Origin of the sequence: Burkholderia sp. MSh2, from assembly GCF_000731655.1 — a bacterium.
GTDB lineage: Bacteria > Pseudomonadota > Gammaproteobacteria > Burkholderiales > Burkholderiaceae > Burkholderia > Burkholderia paludis.
Map to the genome: position 1 here is coordinate 26,196 of NZ_JPGM01000099.1, position 18,690 is coordinate 44,885.

16 protein-coding genes are annotated in these 18,690 nt (G+C 69.5%); 9 read left to right on the forward strand and 7 right to left on the reverse strand.

The features are described from left to right. Positions 1-34: 34 nt before the first annotated feature. On the reverse strand, positions 35-1,009 hold the full coding sequence (locus GQ57_RS36045; protein WP_034200404.1) for a LysR family transcriptional regulator: 975 nt from the start codon (positions 1,007-1,009) through the stop codon (positions 35-37). Positions 1,010-1,420: 411 nt separating this feature from the next. Between GQ57_RS36045 and GQ57_RS36050 the strand changes: the two genes are divergently transcribed. Next, positions 1,421-2,944, forward strand: coding sequence for an amino acid permease (locus GQ57_RS36050; protein WP_034200392.1), 1,524 nt, complete (start codon positions 1,421-1,423; stop codon positions 2,942-2,944). Positions 2,945-3,000: 56 nt separating this feature from the next. Here the strand turns inward: GQ57_RS36050 and GQ57_RS36055 are convergent, their stop codons facing one another. The 3 genes from GQ57_RS36055 to GQ57_RS36065 form a co-directional block, all read right to left on the reverse strand. Then, positions 3,001-3,690, reverse strand: coding sequence for an alpha/beta hydrolase (locus GQ57_RS36055; RefSeq protein WP_031403452.1), 690 nt, complete (start codon positions 3,688-3,690; stop codon positions 3,001-3,003). Positions 3,691-3,838: 148 nt separating this feature from the next. After that, positions 3,839-5,326, reverse strand: coding sequence for an aldehyde dehydrogenase family protein (locus GQ57_RS36060; RefSeq protein WP_034200405.1), 1,488 nt, complete (start codon positions 5,324-5,326; stop codon positions 3,839-3,841). Between the two features lie 18 nt (positions 5,327-5,344). Next, positions 5,345-5,923 carry a thioesterase family protein gene (locus tag GQ57_RS36065; protein ID WP_034200393.1) on the reverse strand — a complete coding sequence of 193 codons (579 nt, stop codon included), beginning with the start codon at positions 5,921-5,923 and terminating at the stop codon, positions 5,345-5,347. Between the two features lie 258 nt (positions 5,924-6,181). Here GQ57_RS36065 and GQ57_RS36070 point away from each other — a divergent pair, with 258 nt between their 5' ends. After that, positions 6,182-7,312, forward strand: coding sequence for a porin (locus GQ57_RS36070; protein WP_034200394.1), 1,131 nt, complete (start codon positions 6,182-6,184; stop codon positions 7,310-7,312). A gap of 43 nt (positions 7,313-7,355) precedes the next feature. Further along, positions 7,356-8,753, forward strand: a complete 1,398-nt coding sequence (locus GQ57_RS36075) for an FAD-binding oxidoreductase (RefSeq protein WP_034200395.1) — start codon at positions 7,356-7,358, stop codon at positions 8,751-8,753. 75 nt (positions 8,754-8,828) lie between these two features. On the opposite strand, the gene GQ57_RS36080 is transcribed toward GQ57_RS36075, so the two are convergent. The 3 genes from GQ57_RS36080 to GQ57_RS36090 are packed head-to-tail and all read right to left on the reverse strand — an operon-like array spanning position 8,829 to position 12,952. Further along, the gene (locus GQ57_RS36080; protein WP_034200396.1) at positions 8,829-10,952 is read right to left on the reverse strand and encodes an acetate--CoA ligase family protein; all 2,124 of its coding nucleotides are present in this window, start codon (positions 10,950-10,952) and stop codon (positions 8,829-8,831) included. Positions 10,953-11,002: 50 nt separating this feature from the next. Further along, positions 11,003-12,160 carry an acyl-CoA dehydrogenase family protein gene (locus tag GQ57_RS36085; RefSeq protein WP_031403458.1) on the reverse strand — a complete coding sequence of 386 codons (1,158 nt, stop codon included), beginning with the start codon at positions 12,158-12,160 and terminating at the stop codon, positions 11,003-11,005. A 3-nt stretch (positions 12,161-12,163) separates the two neighbouring features. Then, a complete protein-coding gene (locus GQ57_RS36090; RefSeq protein WP_052001608.1) occupies positions 12,164-12,952 on the reverse strand; it encodes an enoyl-CoA hydratase/isomerase family protein in 789 nt (262 codons plus the stop codon). A 145-nt stretch (positions 12,953-13,097) separates the two neighbouring features. Between GQ57_RS36090 and GQ57_RS36095 the strand changes: the two genes are divergently transcribed. The 6 genes from GQ57_RS36095 to GQ57_RS36120 form a co-directional block, all read left to right on the forward strand. Beyond that, on the forward strand, positions 13,098-14,264 hold the full coding sequence (locus GQ57_RS36095) for an ABC transporter ATP-binding protein (RefSeq protein WP_034200397.1): 1,167 nt from the start codon (positions 13,098-13,100) through the stop codon (positions 14,262-14,264). A gap of 103 nt (positions 14,265-14,367) precedes the next feature. Next, positions 14,368-15,477, forward strand: coding sequence for an ABC transporter substrate-binding protein (locus GQ57_RS36100; protein WP_034200398.1), 1,110 nt, complete (start codon positions 14,368-14,370; stop codon positions 15,475-15,477). 25 nt (positions 15,478-15,502) lie between these two features. Further along, positions 15,503-16,372: an ABC transporter permease gene (locus GQ57_RS36105; protein WP_034200399.1), complete on the forward strand. Its 870-nt coding sequence runs from the start codon at positions 15,503-15,505 to the stop codon at positions 16,370-16,372. Positions 16,373-16,393: 21 nt separating this feature from the next. Continuing rightward, the gene (locus GQ57_RS36110) at positions 16,394-17,188 is read left to right on the forward strand and encodes an ABC transporter permease (RefSeq protein WP_031403463.1); all 795 of its coding nucleotides are present in this window, start codon (positions 16,394-16,396) and stop codon (positions 17,186-17,188) included. A gap of 32 nt (positions 17,189-17,220) precedes the next feature. Next, entirely contained in the window at positions 17,221-17,949 is a 729-nt protein-coding gene (locus GQ57_RS36115; protein ID WP_034200400.1) for an NAD(P)H-dependent oxidoreductase, read from the forward strand. A 24-nt stretch (positions 17,950-17,973) separates the two neighbouring features. Next, the coding region (locus GQ57_RS36120) for an electron transfer flavoprotein subunit beta/FixA family protein (RefSeq protein ID WP_034200401.1) at positions 17,974-18,690 on the forward strand (717 nt) is incomplete at its 3' end.

Sequence of the window (18,690 nt, forward strand, 5' to 3'; positions counted from 1 at the left end):
GCGGCGCCGGCCGGTGCGAGCCCCGGCGCGACCGTTACGCGCGTTCGCCGCGAATCTTCGCCAGCTCCAGCTCCGACAGCTCGCCGATATGCGCGAGGTGTTCCGCGAGAAAATCCTTCAGCACGCGCAGCTTTGCCGAACTGCGCCGGTTCGCCAGATACGCGATGTAGATGGATTCGCCCGTGAGCCGGTTGTGCAGCCGGTAGCGCGGCAGCACGGCTTCGAGCCGGCCGCTCGCGAGCAGGTCGCGCACCAGCCAGATCTCGAACTCCGCGATGCCGAGCCCGGCGCAGGTCGCTTCGAGCAGCAGCTCCGAATGGTCGGTGACGAGATTGCCGGCCGGCAGCACGCTGTGGGTCGTGTTGCCGCGCACGAGATCCCAGCGCGGATCGCCTTCCGGGTGCGCGTAGCGCAGGCAGTTGTGATGCCGCAGGTCGTCCGGCGTCGCCGGGCGACCGCAGCGCTCGAGATAGCCGGGCGTCGCGCACAGGATGCTGTCGTTGCGCGACAGGCGATGGACGACCAGGTTGTCCAGGTAGTTCTCGCCCTCGTGAATGTCGAGATCGAAGCCGCCGGCCACGAGGTCGTTGTGGTTGTCGGTGAGGCGCACGTCGAGCTGGATCGTCGGGTAGCGCGCGAGAAACGGCGCAACCAGCGGTGCGAGATGGCGGCGGCCGAATGCGACCGGCGCGGTGAGCTTCAGCGGGCCGCTCGGCTGCGCATTCAGCTCGGCGACCACGCGCAGCGTGTCGTCGAGATCGGCGATCAGCGTGACCGCCCGCTCCAGGTAGATGTGACCGGCCTCGGTCAGCGTCACGCTGTGCGTCGAGCGATGCAGCAGCGCGACGCCGAGCGCCTGCTCGATGGCCGTCACCTTGCGCGCGACGGTGGACGTCGACACGTGCATCTCCTTCGCGACCGCCGAAAAACTCCCCGTTTCGACCACGCGCACGAACGCGCGCATGGCGCCCAGGTGATCGATGCCGGGTTCTTTCGCGCTTTTCTTCATTCGATTCTCGCTGTTGCATTCCACGCAAAACCGCTTTCGATAATACAGAGACGAGCTTGTTTTTGCAAAGGCATAGAATGCGAACCCGTCGTGCCGGGAAGCGGTGGCGGGCGAGCGGCGTCGTGCATGCGGGAGGGCGAGTGTGGACGCCCGGCTGCGCGTCGAAACAGCATGTTTAGGTACCCGAATCATGCGCGCGAGGTCTGGCGCGGGTAGCCATGCATCGTGCGCGGACGAATGCGGCGCTGCTCGGGGCCGAAGCGTCGCGCCGCTCGCGGGCCGGTGCGCGTGCCGGCCGCGGCTCCCGCACGGACGCTACCCTCGGGCGCTACCCTCGGGCGCCCGCGCACGGCCGGTTCGAGGCCCGCCCCCATGCGGGGGCGATACATCAAGAAACTACGGAGACTCACGATGAAACACCCCAGCGAGCGACAGGCCGATGCGGCCGCCGGCGCGCCATCCCGTCACGCCGACCCGGACGCGCTGTTCGCGTCGCACGAAGCCGGCTATGCGAAGCAGCTGAAGCCGCGGCATGTGCAGATGATCGCGATGGGCGGGGCGATCGGCACCGGCCTCTTTCTCGGCGCGGGCGGGCGCCTGCAGGGCGCGGGCCCCGCGCTCGCGCTCGTGTATCTGGTGTGCGGCGTGTTCGCGTTCCTGATCATGCGCGCGCTCGGCGAGCTGGTGATGCACCGGCCGACCAGCGGCAGCTTCGTGTCGTACGCACGGGAGTTCATGGGCGAGCGCGCGTCGTTCGTCGCGGGCTGGATGTACTACCTGAACTGGGCGACGACCGGCATCGTCGACATCACCGCGGTCGCGATCTACATGAAGTACTGGGCGGTGTTCACGGATGTGCCGCAATGGGTGTTCGCGCTCGGTGCGCTCGGGATCGTGTCGGTGATGAACATGATCGGCGTGAAGGTGTTCGGCGAAATGGAGTTCTGGTTTTCGCTCGTCAAGGTCGGCACGCTCGCGGTGTTCCTCGCGGTCGGCGCCGTGTTCCTCGCGAGCGGCCATCCGGTCGCGGGCCACACGCCGGGGCTCCACCTGGTCGCGGATCACGGCGGGATCTTTCCGCACGGCATCCTGCCGGCCGTGCTGATCGTGCAGGGCGTGGTGTTTGCCTACGCGAGCATCGAGCTGGTCGGCGTCGCGGCGGGCGAGACCGCCGACGCCCGCAAGGTGCTGCCGAAGGCCATCAACGGCGTGATGTGGCGCATCGCGCTGTTCTACGTCGGCTCGGTCGTGCTGTTGACGCTGCTGCTGCCGTGGACCGCGTACAGCGCGCACGAAAGCCCGTTCGTGACGTTCTTCGGCAAGCTCGGCGTGCCGTACGTCGGCACCGTGATGAACGTCGTGGTGCTGACCGCCGCGCTGTCGAGCCTGAATTCCGGCCTCTATTCGACCGGGCGCGTGCTGCGCTCGCTCGCGATGGGCGGCTCGGCGCCGCGCTTCGTGGCGCGGATGAACGCGCGCGGCGTGCCGTACGGCGGGATCCTGATCACGGTCGCGATCAACGCGATCGGCGTGCCGCTGAACTACATTGTGCCCGCCCAGGCGTTCGAGATCGTGCTGAACATGGCGTCGCTCGGGATCATCACGACCTGGGGCTTCATCGTGATGTGCCAGATCCTGTTCCGCCGCGCGGTGAATCGCGGCGAGCTGAAGGCCGTGTCGTTCCGGATGCCCGGCGCGCCGTTCACGTCGTGGCTGACGCTCGCGTTCCTCGCCGGCGTGCTGGTGCTGATGGCGTTCGACTACCCGGGCGGCACGTGGACCGTCGCGACGATTCCGGTCGTCGTGCTGGCGCTCGTGGTGGGCTGGAAACTGGCGCAGTGCGGCGCAGCCCGCGAGCGTGAGCGTGAGCTTGAGCGGGCCGCCGCGATGCGCGCACCCGCGCCCGCCGGCGCCGATTCAGTACCGAACGCGTGACGTCGTGCGCCGGCGGCGCCGGCCCGTTCGCGGGGCGGCTTCCCGGCGCGCCCGGTTCAAGCGCGGGTCAATCCGGTGCGCTCGGCCACCCAGCGGGCGAAATCGCGGGTCATGTCCTCGGTCAGTACGTGGCCGGCCGCATACAGCCGCGTGTCGTGCGCGACCCCGAGTGCAGTGAGCTTCGCGTCGGCGGTGTCGGCCCAGGCGACGGGCAGCTTGTCGTCGAGGCGGCCGTGCACGATCAGCGCATGGAGCGGGCGAAGCGCGTCGCGCGGCGCGATCAGCGGATCGATTTCGGGCAGGATGCGCCCGCACAGCACCGCGAAGGCGGCCACGTCGCCCGGCGAGGTAAGGCCGACGCTCGCGCTCATGATGCCGCCCTGGCTGAAGCCGGCGATCACGGTCGGCAACGCGGTGCCCGCGTCGTATTGCGCGCGGAATGCGCGCAGCAGCGCGATCAGCCGGAGGCGGCTTGCGTCCGCGCGCGCCGGGTCGATTTCGGGGCCGTCCGGCCCGAAACGCACCGGAAACCATGCATGCTGACCGGGCCCGAACGTGAGCGGGGCGCGCAGGAACACGATTTCGATACGCGGATCGATCTCGTCGGCCACGTTCAGCAGGTTGGTTTCGTTGCCGCCGACGCCATGCAGCAGCAACAGGCGGGCGACGGGGCGGCCGGCGGCCGGGCGCAGCCGGTACTGGAGGCCCGAGGCGGGATCGGTGTTCAGCGGCAGGACGTCGGTCATGGCCTGGATCCGGAAAGGGAAGCGATGCGACAGTCTAGGGCGTGCGGACGGGAAGGTGAATCGCCGGATGGCGATTGATTGTTTCCCGGCAGGAATGAATCGCCGCCCGCACCGCGAAACGGGCAGGGGCCGACGCCCCCGTTTCGTCTTACCGCAGCCGGATGATCGTCGACTTCAGTTCCGTGTATTTCTCCAGCGCGTGCAGCGAGTTGTCGCGCCCGTTGCCCGACTCCTTGAAGCCGCCGAACGGGAAGTTCATGTCGTCGGTTTCCTCGTAGCCGTTCACCCATACCGTACCGGCCCGCAACCGGCGCGCGGTTTCGTGCGCGGTCGTCAGGCTGGCGGTCCATACCGATGCCGCGAGCCCGTAGCGCGTGTCGTTCGCGAGCGCGATGGCCGTCTCGAGATCGTCGAACGCCGTGACCGCCAGCACGGGCCCGAAGATTTCCTCACGTACGATCCTTGCATCGGCGCGCGGGCAGTCGAACACGGTCGGCTCGACGTACTGGCCGCCGCTGGCGGCGCGCGCCCGCTTGCCGCCGGCCAGCAGCGTCGCCTCGTCGCGGCCGGCGTCGACGTAGCCGAGCACGCGCTCGACCTGCGCGGCGTCGATCAGCGCGCCCATCCGCGTGTCGGGCGACAGCGGATCGCCCGGCGCGTAGTCGGGGGCGATCGCGAGCACGCGCTCGAGCAGCGCGTCGCGAATCCCGCGGTGCACGAGCAGGCGAGAGCCGGCCGTGCACATCTGCCCGGTGTTGTAGAACACCGCATGCGCGACGGTCCGTGCCGCGCGGTCGAGATCGGGGCAGTCGGGCAGCACGATCTGCGGCGACTTGCCGCCGAGTTCGAGCCACACGCGTTTCAGGTTCGAATCGGCCGCGCAGCGCGCGACCCGGTGGCCGACCGCGGTCGAGCCGGTGAACGCGATGCAGTCCACCGCCGGATGGCGCGCGAGCGCCTCGCCGGCGTCGCCGAAGCCCGGCAGCACGTTGAGCACGCCGGCCGGCAGCCCGGCCTGCGCCGCGAGCGCGGCGAGCCGCAACGCGCTCAGCGGCGATTTCTCCGACGGCTTCAGCACGACGCTGTTGCCGGCCGCGAGCGCCGGCGCGCATTTCCACATCGCAATCATCGCGGGGAAGTTCCACGGCACGACCGCCGCGACCACGCCGACCGGCTCGCGCGTGACGAGCCCGACGAGATGCGCGTCGGCCGGCACGACTTCACCGCCGGTCTTGTCGATCGCTTCGGCGAACCACTCGGCGCAATACGCGGTGGACGGAATGTCGACCGCGGTCGTATCGGCGATCGGCTTGCCGGTATCGAGCGTTTCGAGCAGCGCGAGATCGTCCGCCTGCTCGCGGATCAGCGCGGCCCAGCGCAGCAGCACGCGCTTGCGTTCGCGCGGCGTGGCGCCGCGCCATGCGCCGTGCTCGAATGCACGCCGCGCGGCCGCGACCGCGAGGTCGGCATCGGCCTCGCGGCAGTGCGCGACCTGCGCGAGCACGCGGCCGTCGATCGGGCTCGTGCACGGGAAGGTCGCGCCGTCGCGCGCGTCGCGAAACGCGCCGTCCACGAAGGCGCGCGATTCGATGTCGAGTTGGTCGGCGCGCGTGCGCCAGCGGTCGTTCGTCTGCATGAAGGGCTCCATCGTGGTTCAGCGTGCGGCGGGGGCGGGGCGGCGGATCGCGATCGCGCGGCCCGCGTGCGGTTCGCGCGGGGCGCGCGCGTGTTCGGCGTGAATCGCGTCGAGATGCATGCGGATCGCCGCGGGAAACGGCGCCGAGCGCTTCGCGCGCATGTCGACGTGGGTCAGCAGTTGCTCGCCGGTCGCGAGCGGCGCGCCGCTTGTCGCGTGATGCATCGAATGGAAGACGTGCAGGCGCCGGTCGTCGACGTCGAGCAGCCGCAGCGTCAGCCTGAGCGGATCGCCGAGCATCGCTTCGCCCAGATGGCGGATATGCGTCTCCGCCGAATAGATCGAGCAGCCGGCTTCGCGATAGTCGTCGTCGATGCCGAAGTAGCGGAAGAACGCGTCGCTGCTGTCGCCGAAGACGAGCAGGTAGCACGATTCGCTCATGTGGCCGTTGTAGTCGACCCATTCGGGCCGCACGGTGCAGCGGTGCAGTTCGAGCGGCGTCGCGATCGGCGCGCCCGGGTCGTACGGGCGGGACTTCTGTCCTTCGTAGGCCGAGCGCAGGCGCGGCTCGGCGGCAGGGGGGAGATGGGTCGTCATCCGGTGAACTCCGAAGTTCGGAACGGGCCCGCACGTCGTCCGCGGGGCTGCCGGCCGATGTTATGACGGGTTGAACGTTTTTTCAATAAAGAAGTGGCCGATGCGTGTAAACACCGGTGCCGGGCGCGGTGTTTACGGATTGAACATTCATTCAGCAAAACCTATACTCGCCAGCGCCGCGATGCCGAAGTGGAGCGGGCGGCCCGTCACGAACAACGAAAATCGATCCGCGTCGCGCGGAAACTGGAGACACCGGAAATGAAGAAACGCTTCCTGCTGGCCGGGGTGATGTCGGTGATGGCCCACGGCCACGCGCATGCGCAAAGCAGCGTCTCGCTGTACGGGATCATCGACGGCGGCATCACCTATGTGAACAACACGGGCGGCGCGCACGCGTACCTGTTCGACGACGGCGTGTCGTACGGCAACCGCGTCGGCCTGATGGGCACCGAGGATCTCGGCGGCGGCAACAAGGCGGTGTTCAAGCTCGAGAACGGTTTCCGGCTCGGCACGGGCAAGCTGAACCAGGGCGGTGCGATGTTCGGGCGCCAGGCCTACGTGGGGCTCGGCAACGACTGGGGCACGCTGACGTTCGGCAACCAGTACGACTTCGCGTTCGACTTCACGGCGGCGTTCAACGTCAGCGCGTTCGGCAGCGGCTATGGCGTGCACCTGGGCGACTTCGACCGGCAGAGCGGCGATCGCCTGCAGAACGCGGTGAAGTTCGTGAGCAACAGCTTCCACGGGCTGGTGGTCGGCGGCATGTATTCGTTCAGCAACGATGCGGGCAGCTTCCACGACGGCAGCGCGTGGAGCGTCGGCGCGACCTACACGCACGGCGATTTCTCGACGGGCGGCAACTATACGCGGCTCAATTCGCCGCGCGGGCTCGCGGCGCTCGATCCGTATGCGCAGATCGGCGTGACGACGATGCTCGGGCAGACGGTCGCGACAGTCGATCCGGCGACGGGCGCCGTGACCGACCTGCACGGCTCGACGCCGTTCGCGGTCGATTCGCAGTCGATCTTCGGGATCGGCGCGTCGTACGTATTCGGCAAGCTGACGCTCAGCGCCGACTTCAGCAACACGACGTTCAAGGGCTACGGGCAATCGTCGACGATGCGCGTGTACGAGGCGGGCGGCGTGTACCAGGCGACCGCGCCGCTGTCGCTCGTCGCGGGCTACCAGTACACGACCTTCGAGGGCCATCACTGGCATGAGGTCGCGCTCGGCACGCACTATGCGCTGTCGAAGCGCACCGACGTGTACGCGGCGGTCGACTGGATGCGCGCATCGAACGGCGTCGACGCGGTGATCGGCTACAGCTTCACGCCGTCGACGAGCCGCACGCAGGCCGCCGCGCGCGTCGGCATGCGGCACAACTTCTGAACCGCCTTTCATCCGAAGCCGGGAACGGCCGGCCGCACCGACCATGTCCGATTTTCTGTCCAGCGGCGATGTCGTCGCCGCGCTGCGCGATGCGCTCGGCGACGATTGCGTGAGCACCGGCGACGCGATCGGCGCGCGCCATTTCACCAGCTACGGCGAAACGCCGGGCCCGCGGCCCCGTGCGCTGCTGCGGCCGCGCGGCGTCGACGACGTCAGCCGCGCGCTCGCGATCTGCACCGCTTACCGGCAGACGGTCGTGCCGCAGGGCGGGATGACGGGGCTCGCGGCCGGCGCGGCGCCGGCCGCGGGCGACGTCGCGCTGTCGCTCGAGCGGCTGACGGGCGTCGTCGAGATCGATGCGGAGGCGGCGACCGTCACGGCGTGGGCCGGCACCACGCTGCAGGCGCTGCAACAGGCGGTGGACGAGGCGGGGTTCGCGCTCGGCATCGATCTCGGCGCGCGCGGCTCGTGCCAGATCGGCGGTAATGTCGCGACCAACGCGGGCGGCAACCGTGTGATTCGCTACGGCACGACGCGCGAACAGGTGCTCGGCCTCGAAGTGGTGCTGGCCGACGGCGCCGTGCTGGGGTCGCTGAACAAGCTGCTGAAAAACAACGCCGGATACGACCTGCGGCAGATCTTCGTCGGCAGCGAGGGCACGCTCGGCATCGTCACGCGTGTCGTGCTGCGGCTGCACCCGAAGCTCGCGATGCCGTCGACCGCCCTGTGCGCGGTGCGCGACACGGCCGCCGCGCTCGCGCTGCTGCGTGACGCGCGGGCGTCATGTGCGGACTTGCTGAGTTTCGAGACGATGTGGCCGGCGTTCTACGATCATGTCGCGCGACACACGCCGGGCGTGCGTGCGCCGTTGCCGGCGGACGGCGGCGTCAAGGTGCTGATCGAATGCGCCGGCGCCGGCGGCGACGCGGCGCGGACCGCCGGGCGATTCGAAGCGGTGCTGGCCGGCTGGCTCGAACGCGGGCTGATCGACGACGCGGCGCTCGCGCAGAGCGCCGCGGATGCACAGGCGTTCTGGACCTTGCGCGAAGGGCTTGCGATCGACGCGCTGCCCGGCCTGGTGAATTTCGACGTGGGGATTGCGCCGCGCGAGACGGCGGCGTTCATCGACGCGTGCGAGCGTGCGTTGACGGCGCGCTGGCCCGGCGCGCACGTGTTCTTCTTCGGGCATCTCGGCGACAGCAACCTGCATGTCTGCGTATCGGCGCCGTACGCGGCGGGCGAGGGTGCGCACGACGTCGACGCGGTGCTGTATCCGCTGGTGCGCGACGCGGGCGGGTCCGTATCGGCCGAGCACGGCATCGGGCGCCACAAGCGCGACTGGCTCGGCTGCTCGCGCAGCGACGCCGAGCTGGCCGCGATGCGCCGGCTCAAGCACGCGTTCGATCCGCTCGGTCTGCTCAATCCGGGCAAGGTGCTCTGAGTCGCGCGCCGCGCGGCGGCGTCCGGCCCGCTCACGCATTGCGCGAGCGGGCCGGCGCGCTGCCTGCGGGCCGCTTCAGGTATCGAGCCTCACCAGCGCGTCGACTGCGACCGCGCCGTGTTCCATCGCCAGCAGCGGATTGACGTCGAGCTCGACGAGCGTCTCCGCGTGCGCCTGCGCGAAGCGCGCGATCGCCATCACGTTCGCGACCACGGCGTCGAGATCGGCCTTCGGCCGCCCGCGATAGCCGGTCAGCAGCGGCCCGAGCTTCAGCCCGAGCAGCGCGTCGCGCACGTCGCTTTCGCGCACCGGCAGCAGCAGCGTCGCGGTGTCGCGGATCAGTTCGACCAGCACGCCGCCCGCGCCGAGCACGAGCGCGAGGCCGAAGTCCGGCTCGCGCTTGACGCCGACGATCAGTTCGAGCAGCGGCGCGTCGGCCATCTTCTCGACGAGGATCCGCTCGACGCGCACGTCTGGCGCATGATGCGCGACCTGTTCGGTCATCCGGGCGACCGCGTCGGCGACGGCCGCGGCCGACGCGAGCTTCAGCACGACCGCGCCGGCCTCGGTCTTGTGCGGCAGGCGATCGCTGACCACCTTCACGCACACGGGGAAGCCGAGCCGCTGCGCGGCGGCCGGCGCGTCGGCGGGAGCGACGCATTCGGCCGGCGGCACGTCGAGCCCGTGCGCGACCAGCATCCGCTTGCTTGCCCATTCGTCGTGCAGCCGCGCGCCGTCGCCGCTGCCGGCCCGCAGCACGGGCAGCGCGTTCAGCGCATCGGCGGCGAGAAGGCGGCGGCGCGTGTCGCCGTAGGTCATGGCCGCGCCGAGCGCGTCGATCCCGTCGGCGAGCCCCTGCAGCGGGGCGATGCCGGCCTCGGCCATGCGCGCCGCGTGGTCCGGCGGCGTCAGGTCCGGAAACACCGAGATGACCGCGCCGGCCACGCCGTGCCGGCGGGCGGAGGCCGCGAACGCGCCGGCCGCGATGTCGCACAACGGCCGCTCGCCGGTGGCTTCCTGCGGATAGTCGAGGATCATCACGGCCGCGCCCGGGCGATCGGCCAGCAGCGCGTCGCAGCACGCGCGCATTTTGTCGGGGTCGCCCCACGGCGTCGTCGTGAAGTCGAGCGGGTTCGCGATCGTCGCATAGGCGGGCAGGACCTTGCCGAGCGCATCGCGGCCCGCGTCGCCGACCGGCGGAAACGCGATGCCGCGCGCTTCGCCGAGATCGGCGACGAGGCCGGCATCGCCGCCCGACGTCGCGAGCGCGGCCAGCGTGCGGCGCTCGGGCACGCCGGCGATCGCGAGCAGCTTGAGCGTCTCGACGAGGCCGACCGGGTCCTTCACGCGGATCACGCCGAGGCGCCGGAACAGCGCGTCGTACAGCGCATCGGAGCCCGCGAGCGAACTCGTGTGGCTCATCGCGAGCTGCGCGCCGAGCGTCGACGTCCCGCTCTTCAGCGCGACGATCGGCACGCCGCGCGCGAGCGCGCGCGTGGCGGCCTCGCTGAATGCGTGCACGTCCTTCAGCCCTTCGAGATGCACGCCGATCGCGCGGATCCGCGGATCGTCGACGAACGCGTCGACGAGGCGCGCGATGTCGACGCACGCCTGGTTGCCGACGCTCGCCAGGTACGCGAACGGCACCGAGCGCGTGCTCATCGACAGGTTGTACGCGAGGTTGCCGCTTTGGGTGATCACGGCGACGCCCGATTCGACGCGCGGCGCGCCGTGCGCGACGGGCCACAGCGCGCTGCCGTTCAGGCCGTTGATCAGCCCGTAGCAGTTCGGCCCGAGCACGGCCATGTCGCCGGCCGCGTCGACGAGCGCCTGCTGCAGCGCGGCGCCGTCGGCGCCGGTCTCGGAGAAGCCGGACGCATAGACGATTGCGCCGCCCGCGCCGCGTTCGGCGAGCGCGCGCACGACGTCGATCGCCTGCCGCGCCGGCACCGCGACGAACACCGCATCGGGCGCGGCGGGCAGGTCGGCGACGCTCGCATGGCATCGCACGCCGTCGATGTCGGCGTGGTTCGGGTTGACGAGCCGGATCTCGCCGGCATAGCCGTAGTCGCGGCAGCGCTGCACGGCGCCCGCGATGCCGCGCCCGCCGACGAACGCGATGCTGGCCGGCTCGAGCAGCCGGCGCAGGTTGGCCGCGGCGGTCGCGCGGCGATCCCTGACAGCGGGAGATAAGGTCATGAAAGGTCCTTTCGGAAGTCGCGCCGGACGGGCCGGCGCGGCGGTTCGCGTCAGCTGTAGCGTCGGAGGATTTCCTTGGACAGGATGTGCCGCTGGATCTCGGACGTGCCTTCCCAGATGCGCTCGATGCGCGCGTCGCGCCAGAAGCGCTCGATCGGCAGTTCGTCCATCAGCCCCATGCCGCCGTAGATCTGCACCGCGTGATCGGTCACGCGGCCGAGCGTCTCGGTCGCCAGCAGCTTCGCGAGCGCGGCGTCGCCGTCGGTCATCGTGCCGCGGTCGAGCTTCTGCGCGGTGTAGAGCGTGACGAGTTCCGCCGCGCGGATCTCGGTCTGCATGTCGGCGAGCTTGAACGACGTGCCCTGGAATTCGCCGATGCGCTTGCCGAACTGGTGGCGCGTGGCGGCCCATTCGGCGGCCATCTCGAACGCACGCTGCGCGCGCCCGATGTTGTTCGCCGCGACCATCACGCGGCCGGCGGTCAGCCAGTCGTTCGCGAGTTCGAAGCCGCGATGCTCCTCGCCGAGGATCTGCGCGGTGCTGACGCGGCAGTCGGTCAGGAAGATCTCCGACTGGTGGTAGCCGCGCAGGCTCGTGCAGTGCGGGCCGCGCCGCACGGTCATGCCGGGCGTGTCCTTGTCGATCAGGAAGCAGGTGACGCGCTTGCGTTTCTGGCCGCGCACTTCCTCCTCGCCGGTGACGGCGAACAGGATCACGAAGTCGGCCGTATCCGCATGGCTGATGAAATGCTTGCTGCCGTTGATCACGTAGTCGTCGCCGTCGCGCACCGCGCGCGTGCGGATGCCCATCGCATCCGAGCCGGCGCCCGGTTCGGTCAGCGCGAAGCAGTCCACGCGTTCGCCCCGGACGGTCGGCTTCAGGTAGCGCTCGATCTGGTCGTCCTTGCACGCCATCAGGATCTTGCTCGGCCGTGCGACGAACACGTGCAGCGCCCAGCTCGTGCGGCCGAGCTCGCGCTCGACGAGCGCCTGCGTCAGGTAGTCGAGGCCGGGGCCGCCGGCGCTTTCGGGCATGTTGAATGCGTAGAAGCCGAGCTCGAGCGCCTTGCGCCGGATCGCGGCGGCGAGCTCGGGCGGCACGTCGTCCGCGCGATCGACCGCGAATTCATGCGGCTGCAGTTCCTTCTCGACGAACTGACGCAGCGACGTCACCAGCATGTCCTGCTCATGGGTCAGCGAAAAATCCATCAATCATCTCCCGACAAAAATGGGCGCGCGCCCCTCGACCGACGCGCGAAGCGCTTCCCGGCCGTCCTCGCTGTGACCGCAAGCGACGCCGGCTGCCAGCTCGCCGCGCAATTGCTCGGCGAGGGTATGCGTGAGCGACTGCGCGAGCAGCGCCTTGGTATGCCCGAACGCGACGCTCGGCCCTTGCGCGAGACGCGCGGCGAAGGCCGCGACGTGCTGCGCGAACGCGTCGGCATCGACGACTTCGGAGACGAGCCCGGCCGCGTGCGCGTCCTGCGCGCTCCAGCGTTCGTTCAGGAAGATGAAGCGGCGCGCGACGTCGGGGCGCGCGATGCGCGGCAGGAACCAGCTTCCGCCCATGTCGGGGCTGTAGCCCATGCCCGTATACCCGCAGCGCAGCGTCGCGGCCGTGCTCGCGATGCGGAAGTCGCACGCGAAGCCGATGTCGGTGCCCGCGCCGACGGTCGAGCCGTTCAGCGCCGCGACGGTGGGGCGCGGGAACGCGGCCAGCGACTGCACGAACCGGTGCGCGCGCTCGGTCCACCCGTAGGTGTCGAGTTCGCCGTTGCGCTCGGCCTCGGCCCATTCGTCGACGTCCGCGCCCGCGCAGAACGCGCTGCCGGTGCCGGTCAGCACGAGGCAGCGCACGGCCGGATCGTTCGCGAGCGCGTCGAGCGTCTCGCGAAGAAAGTCGAGATGCGGCCGCGCGAGCGAATTGCGTTTCGCCGGGCGGTTCAGGCGAAGGGTCACGATGCCGTCGTGCCGTTCGATTCGGATGTCCTCGATGCGCATGCTGATCACTGTCTCCTGGGTGTTGGGTGTGGCGTGGTGTCAGAGCCGGCAAGGGTCGCCGCTACTTGCGAACCGTATTTCGGCATAGTATAAGTTCTGTTAAATGAACGTTCAACCCAATTGTGAGTCGACCAGGAGACACGCGATGAGCGCGGTGATGGAGACGTCGGCAGGTGTGGGAGCGGGGCGGCCCGGTGCGCACGCGGTGCGCGCGGAGCCGGCGGGGAACGCGGCGAGCGGCGCGGGCCTGCAGATCGACCGCGTGTCGAAGCGCTACGGGAGCGTGCAGGCGCTGCGGGAAACGACGATCGACATTCCGCGCGGCGAATTCCTGACGATCCTCGGGCCGTCGGGTTCCGGCAAGACGACGCTGCTGACGATCGTCGCGGGTTTCGAGCATCCGAGCACCGGCGACCTGCGCGTCGGCGGCCGCAGCATCGTCGCGTTGCCGCCCGAGAAGCGCAACTTCGGGATGGTGTTCCAGGGCTATGCGCTGTTTCCGCACATGACGGTCGAGCAGAACGTCGCGTACCCGCTGATGGTGCGCAAGCAGAAGGGGCCCGACGCGGTGAGGCGGGTGAAGGCCGCGCTCGATCTCGTGCGGCTCGGCCATCTCGCGGATCGCCTGCCGCGCCAGCTGTCCGGCGGACAGCAGCAGCGCGTCGCGATCGCGCGCGCACTGGTGTTCGATCCCGATCTCGTACTGCTCGACGAACCGCTCGGCGCGCTCGACCGCAAGCTGCGCGGCGAGGTGCAGGTCGAGCTGAAGGCGCTGCACGAACGGCTCGGCGCGACGTTCCTGTTCGTCACGCACGATCAGGAGGAAGCGCTGTCGATGTCGGACCGCATCGCGATCATGCGCGACGGCCGGCTCGAACAGATCGGCACGCCGGACGGGTTGTACGAGCAGCCGGCCAACCGCTTCGTCGCCGATTTCCTCGGCAAGAGCAATTTCATCGAGGGGGTCGCGCTCGGCGGTGACGGCGCGGCGACGCACTACCGCGTCGGCGACGCGCGTTTCGTCGCGCCCGCCTGCGGCGCGCGGCCGGACGACACGCTGCTGTTCGCGCTGCGGCCGGAGAAGGTCGCCGTGTCGGCGGCATCGTGCGGCGGCGCGCACAACGAGGTGGCCGGCCGGATTCGCCACTGGAGCTATTTCGGTTCGTCGTACCGCTTCGAGATCGAGACGGCGGCGCTCGGCTGCATGACGGCCGACGTGCCCGCATGGCGCGGGCTCGCGTCGCCGCGCACCGGCATGGACGTGTTCGTGCAATGGGAGCGCGACGCGACCTGCCGGATCGCGCGCGACTGACGTACCACGTGCGGCGCGGCACGTGCCGCCGTCGCGAAACGCCTCACCGGCGCCCGGAAACGACGAGATGCGTGCGGGCGCTGCCCAGCCAGGAGGAGACACCATGACGAACCGCCATCTGCAGGACCTGCTCGACCAGGCCTGCGAACTTCAACCGGCGACCTCGCAGCGCCGCCGCGATTTCCTGCGGCTGTGCGCGGCCGCGGGCCTCGCGCCGACGCTGCTGTCGGCCGGCGCGAGGGACGCGCTGGCCGCGAACCCGAAGGAAATCGTGCTCAGCGCGTGGGGCGGGGAGGCGCGCGCCGCGTTCCGCTCAGCCTACATGGACCCGTTCACGAAGGCGAGCGGGATCCCGATGGGCTACGACTCGTCGCCGGAGGACGGCAAGATCAAGGCGATGGTCGAGAACCGGAACGTGATCTGGGACGTGATGGATCTCGACGGCTTCGCGGCGATCAAGCTCGGCAAGCAGGGCTTCCTGCGGCCGATCGATTATTCGGTCGTCGGCCGCAACGCGCTGCCGGGTCTCGCGTCGGATTTCGGCGTGCCGTCCTACCTGCTGAGCTATGTGCTCGTCTATGACGCGCGCAGGTACGGCGCGAATCCGCCGAGGAACTGGGCCGATTTCTGGAACGTCGGCAAGTTTCCGGGCAAGCGCGGATTGTGGAAGTGGATGGGCGGCGCGCTCGAGGCCGCGCTGATGGCCGACGGCGTCGACAAGGACAAGGTCTATCCGATCGACGTGCCGCGCGCGCTGAAGAAGCTGAAGGAGCTGCGTTCGAACGTGCTGCTGTGGGATTCGGGCGCGGACAGCCTGCAACTGCTGCGCAACGGCGAAGTCGGGATGGCGTGCATCTGGCATACGCGCGCGAACGTGCTGCAGCGCGAGAGCAACGGGCGGTTCCGCTATACGTGGGAGCAGGGGCTCGCGTCGTGCGACGTGTGGGGCGTGCCGAAGAACAATCCGTCGGGCGACGCGGTGTGGCAGTTCATCAGGTTCGCGCAGGGCATCGAGCCGCAGGTGCGCCTGCTGTCGCTGCTCGGCAACGGGCCGGTGACGCCGGCCGCGACGGCCGCCGTGCCGGCGGCGCTGCGGGCGGACAATCCCGGCACGCCGGAGAACTGGGCGAAGCAGTGCAAGGTGAATCCCGAGTGGTGGGCGCAGCATTACGAGGCGACGCTCGCGCAGTACACCGACCTGATGTCGTCCTGAGCCGCCTTCTCGCGAGCGTGATCCCATGAATACCCTGTCTTCCCCTGTCGCGGCCCCGCTCGGGCGAGCGAAGGCCGACCGCTACTGGCTGCTGGTCGTGCCGCTGCTGGCGGTGCTGATCGTGCTGTACGTGTACCCGCTCGTACGCGTGCTGTGGCTCGGCTTCGCGGTGCCGGAGCCCGGCCTGCACAACTACGCGCGGCTGCTGGACAACCGCGGCGTGCACCGCGTGCTGTGGACCACGCTGCGGGTGTGCGCGGTCACGACGGTGTGCGCCGTCGCGCTCGGCTACGCGATCGCGTATGCGATGGCGCACGTCGGGCCGCGCCAGCGCACGGCGCTGATGTTCGGGCTGCTCGTGCCGTTCTGGGCGTCGGTGCTGGTGCGCGCGTTCTCGTGGCTGTTCCTGCTCGGCGAGCAGGGGCTCGTCAACACGCTGCTGATGCGCATCGGGCTGATCGACGCGCCGCTGCCGCTGATGCGCAACGAGACCGGCGTCGTGATCGGGATGATCCACTTCATGATCCCGTACGCGGTGCTGCCGCTGTACGCGAACATGAAGGGCATCGATCCGCAGCTCGTGCGCGCGTCGCAGGGGCTCGGCGCGGGCGCGTTCGTCACGTTCCGCAAGGTGTATTTCCCGCAGACGCGGCCGGGCATCGTCGGCGCGGCGATCCTGGTGTTCATCTTCTCGCTCGGCTTCTACGTGACGCCGGTGATTCTCGGCGGCGGCCGCACCGTGATGATCGCCGAGTACATCAGCACGCAGATCCTGCAGCTCGTGAACTGGGGCGGCGGCGCGGCGCTCGCATCGCTGCTGCTGGCGTCGATCCTGGCCGCGCTCGCATTGCTCGCGCGTTTCGTCGACCTGCGCGAGCTGTTCGGCGCGCGCTGAATCCGACCGGAGGAACCGAAGATGAAATCCAGACTGACGGCCGGCCGTGCGCTGGTGATCGGCGTCGCATGGGCCGCGATCCTGTTCCTGATGCTGCCGCTGCTCGTATCGGTGCCCGTGTCGCTGACGCCGAGCGACTACCTGTCGATGCCCGACGGCGCGCTGTCGCTGCGCCATTACCGCGTGCTGCTCGACGACGACGGCTGGGTGTCGAGCTTCCTGCAGAGCGGCGCGATCGCGCTCGTCTCGTCGGCGATCTCGGTCGCGCTCGGCACCTTGTGCGCGATCGGCCTGTGGAAAGTCGCGTCGCGGCGCGGCGAGCTCGTGCGCGGCGTGATCCTGTTTCCGCTGATCGTGCCGCCGATCGTGTCGGCGCTCGCGTTCTACCGGCTGTGGGGCGAGCTGGGAATGCTCGACAGCTATCCGGCGGTGATCCTGTCGCACGTCGTGCTGTCGGTGCCGTACGTGGTCGTCGCGGTATCGGCGTCGCTGGCGACGGTCGGCCTGCGGATCGAGCAGGCGTCGCGCAGCCTCGGGGCGAACCTGTCGCAGACGCTGCGCTACGTGATCCTGCCGTCGATCCGGCCCGGCGTGCTGTCGGCGGCCGTGTTCGCGTTCATCCTGTCCTGGGACGAACTGGTCGTCACGCTGTTCATTTCGAGCCGGGGCGTCTATACGCTGCCGCGCCGCATGTGGGACGGGATGCGCGAAAACGTCGATCCGGCGATCGCATCGGTCTCCACGCTGCTGCTGGCGGCCACCTGCGTCGCGATCGGCCTGTCGCTGCTGCGCAAGCGCGCGGCCGGGGCCGTCTGACATCAACGTTGCATTGCGGAGAAACCAGCACCATGAAAGTCCTGATCGTTCACGCCCACCCCGAACCGCAGTCGTTCACGACATCGATGCTGCACCGCGCGGTGAGCACGCTCGAAGCGCAGGGGCATGCCGTGACCGTGTCCGACCTGTACGCGATGCAGTGGAATCCGGTCGCCAGCGCGGCGGATTTCGGCGTCCGCAAGAACCCGGACTACCTCGTCTACGCGCTGGAGCAGCGCGAGAACGTCGCCGCGCATGCGATTGCGCCCGACATCGCCGCGGAACTCGACAAGCTGGCCGAGTGCGACCTGCTGATCCTCAGCTTCCCGCTGTTCTGGTGCTCGGTGCCGGCCATCATGAAAGGCTGGATCGATCGCGTGCTCGTGTCGGGCAAGGTGTACGGCGGCGTGCGGTTCTACGATCGCGGCGGGATGCGCGGCAAGCGCGCGCTGCTTGCGTATACGTGCGGCGGCCGGGACTACATGTTCGGCGCGGACGGCGTGCACGGCGAGATGGACCTGATGCTGCGCCACGTGCTGCGCGGCACGCTCGGCTATGCGGGTTTCGACGTGCTGCCGTCGTTCGTCGGCTATCACGTGCCGTATATCGGCGACGCCGAGCGTGCAGCCGTGCTGGAGCGGTACGACGCGTACCTGGCGCAGCTCGACGGGCTCGCGCCGATGGCGTTCCCGACGCTGGACGATTTCGACGGCGACATGCGGCCGCGCGAACGCGCGCCGCAGGAAGTCGCGCAGGACTGAACGATTCGACGATTGGGGGAATGCATGGGCGGCAAGGTACTGGTGGCAGTGAAGCGCGTGGCCGATTACAACGTGAAGGTCCGCGTGAAAACGGACAACACGGGTGTCGACCTCGCGAACGTGAAGATGTCGATGAACCCGTTCGACGAAATCGCGGTGGAAGAAGCGGTGCGCCTGAAGGAAGCGGGCGTCGCGACCGAAGTGATCGCGGTATCGGTCGGTGTGGCACAGGCGCAGGAAACGCTGCGCACGGCGCTGGCGATCGGCGCGGATCGCGCGATCCTGGTCGAGTCGAACGACGGCGTCGAGTCGCTGGCCGTCGCGAAGATCCTGAAGGCGCTGGTCGACAAGGAACAGCCGCAACTGGTGATCCTCGGCAAGCAGGCGATCGACGACGATTCGAACCAGACGGGCCAGATGCTGGCCGCGCTGGCCGGTCTCCCGCAAGCGACGTTCGCGTCGAAGGTGACGGTGGCTGACGGCAAGGCAACGGTTGCACGCGAAGTCGACGGCGGCGCGGAAACGCTGTCGCTGTCGCTGCCGGCGGTCATCACGACCGACCTGCGCCTGAACGAGCCGCGCTACGTGACGCTGCCGAACATCATGAAGGCGAAGAAGAAGCCGCTGGAAACCGTCAAGCCGGAAGACCTCGGCGTGGATGTCGCGCCGCGTCTGAAGACGCTGAAGGTGGTCGAGCCGCCGAAGCGCGCGGCCGGCGTGAAGGTGCCGGACGTGAAGACG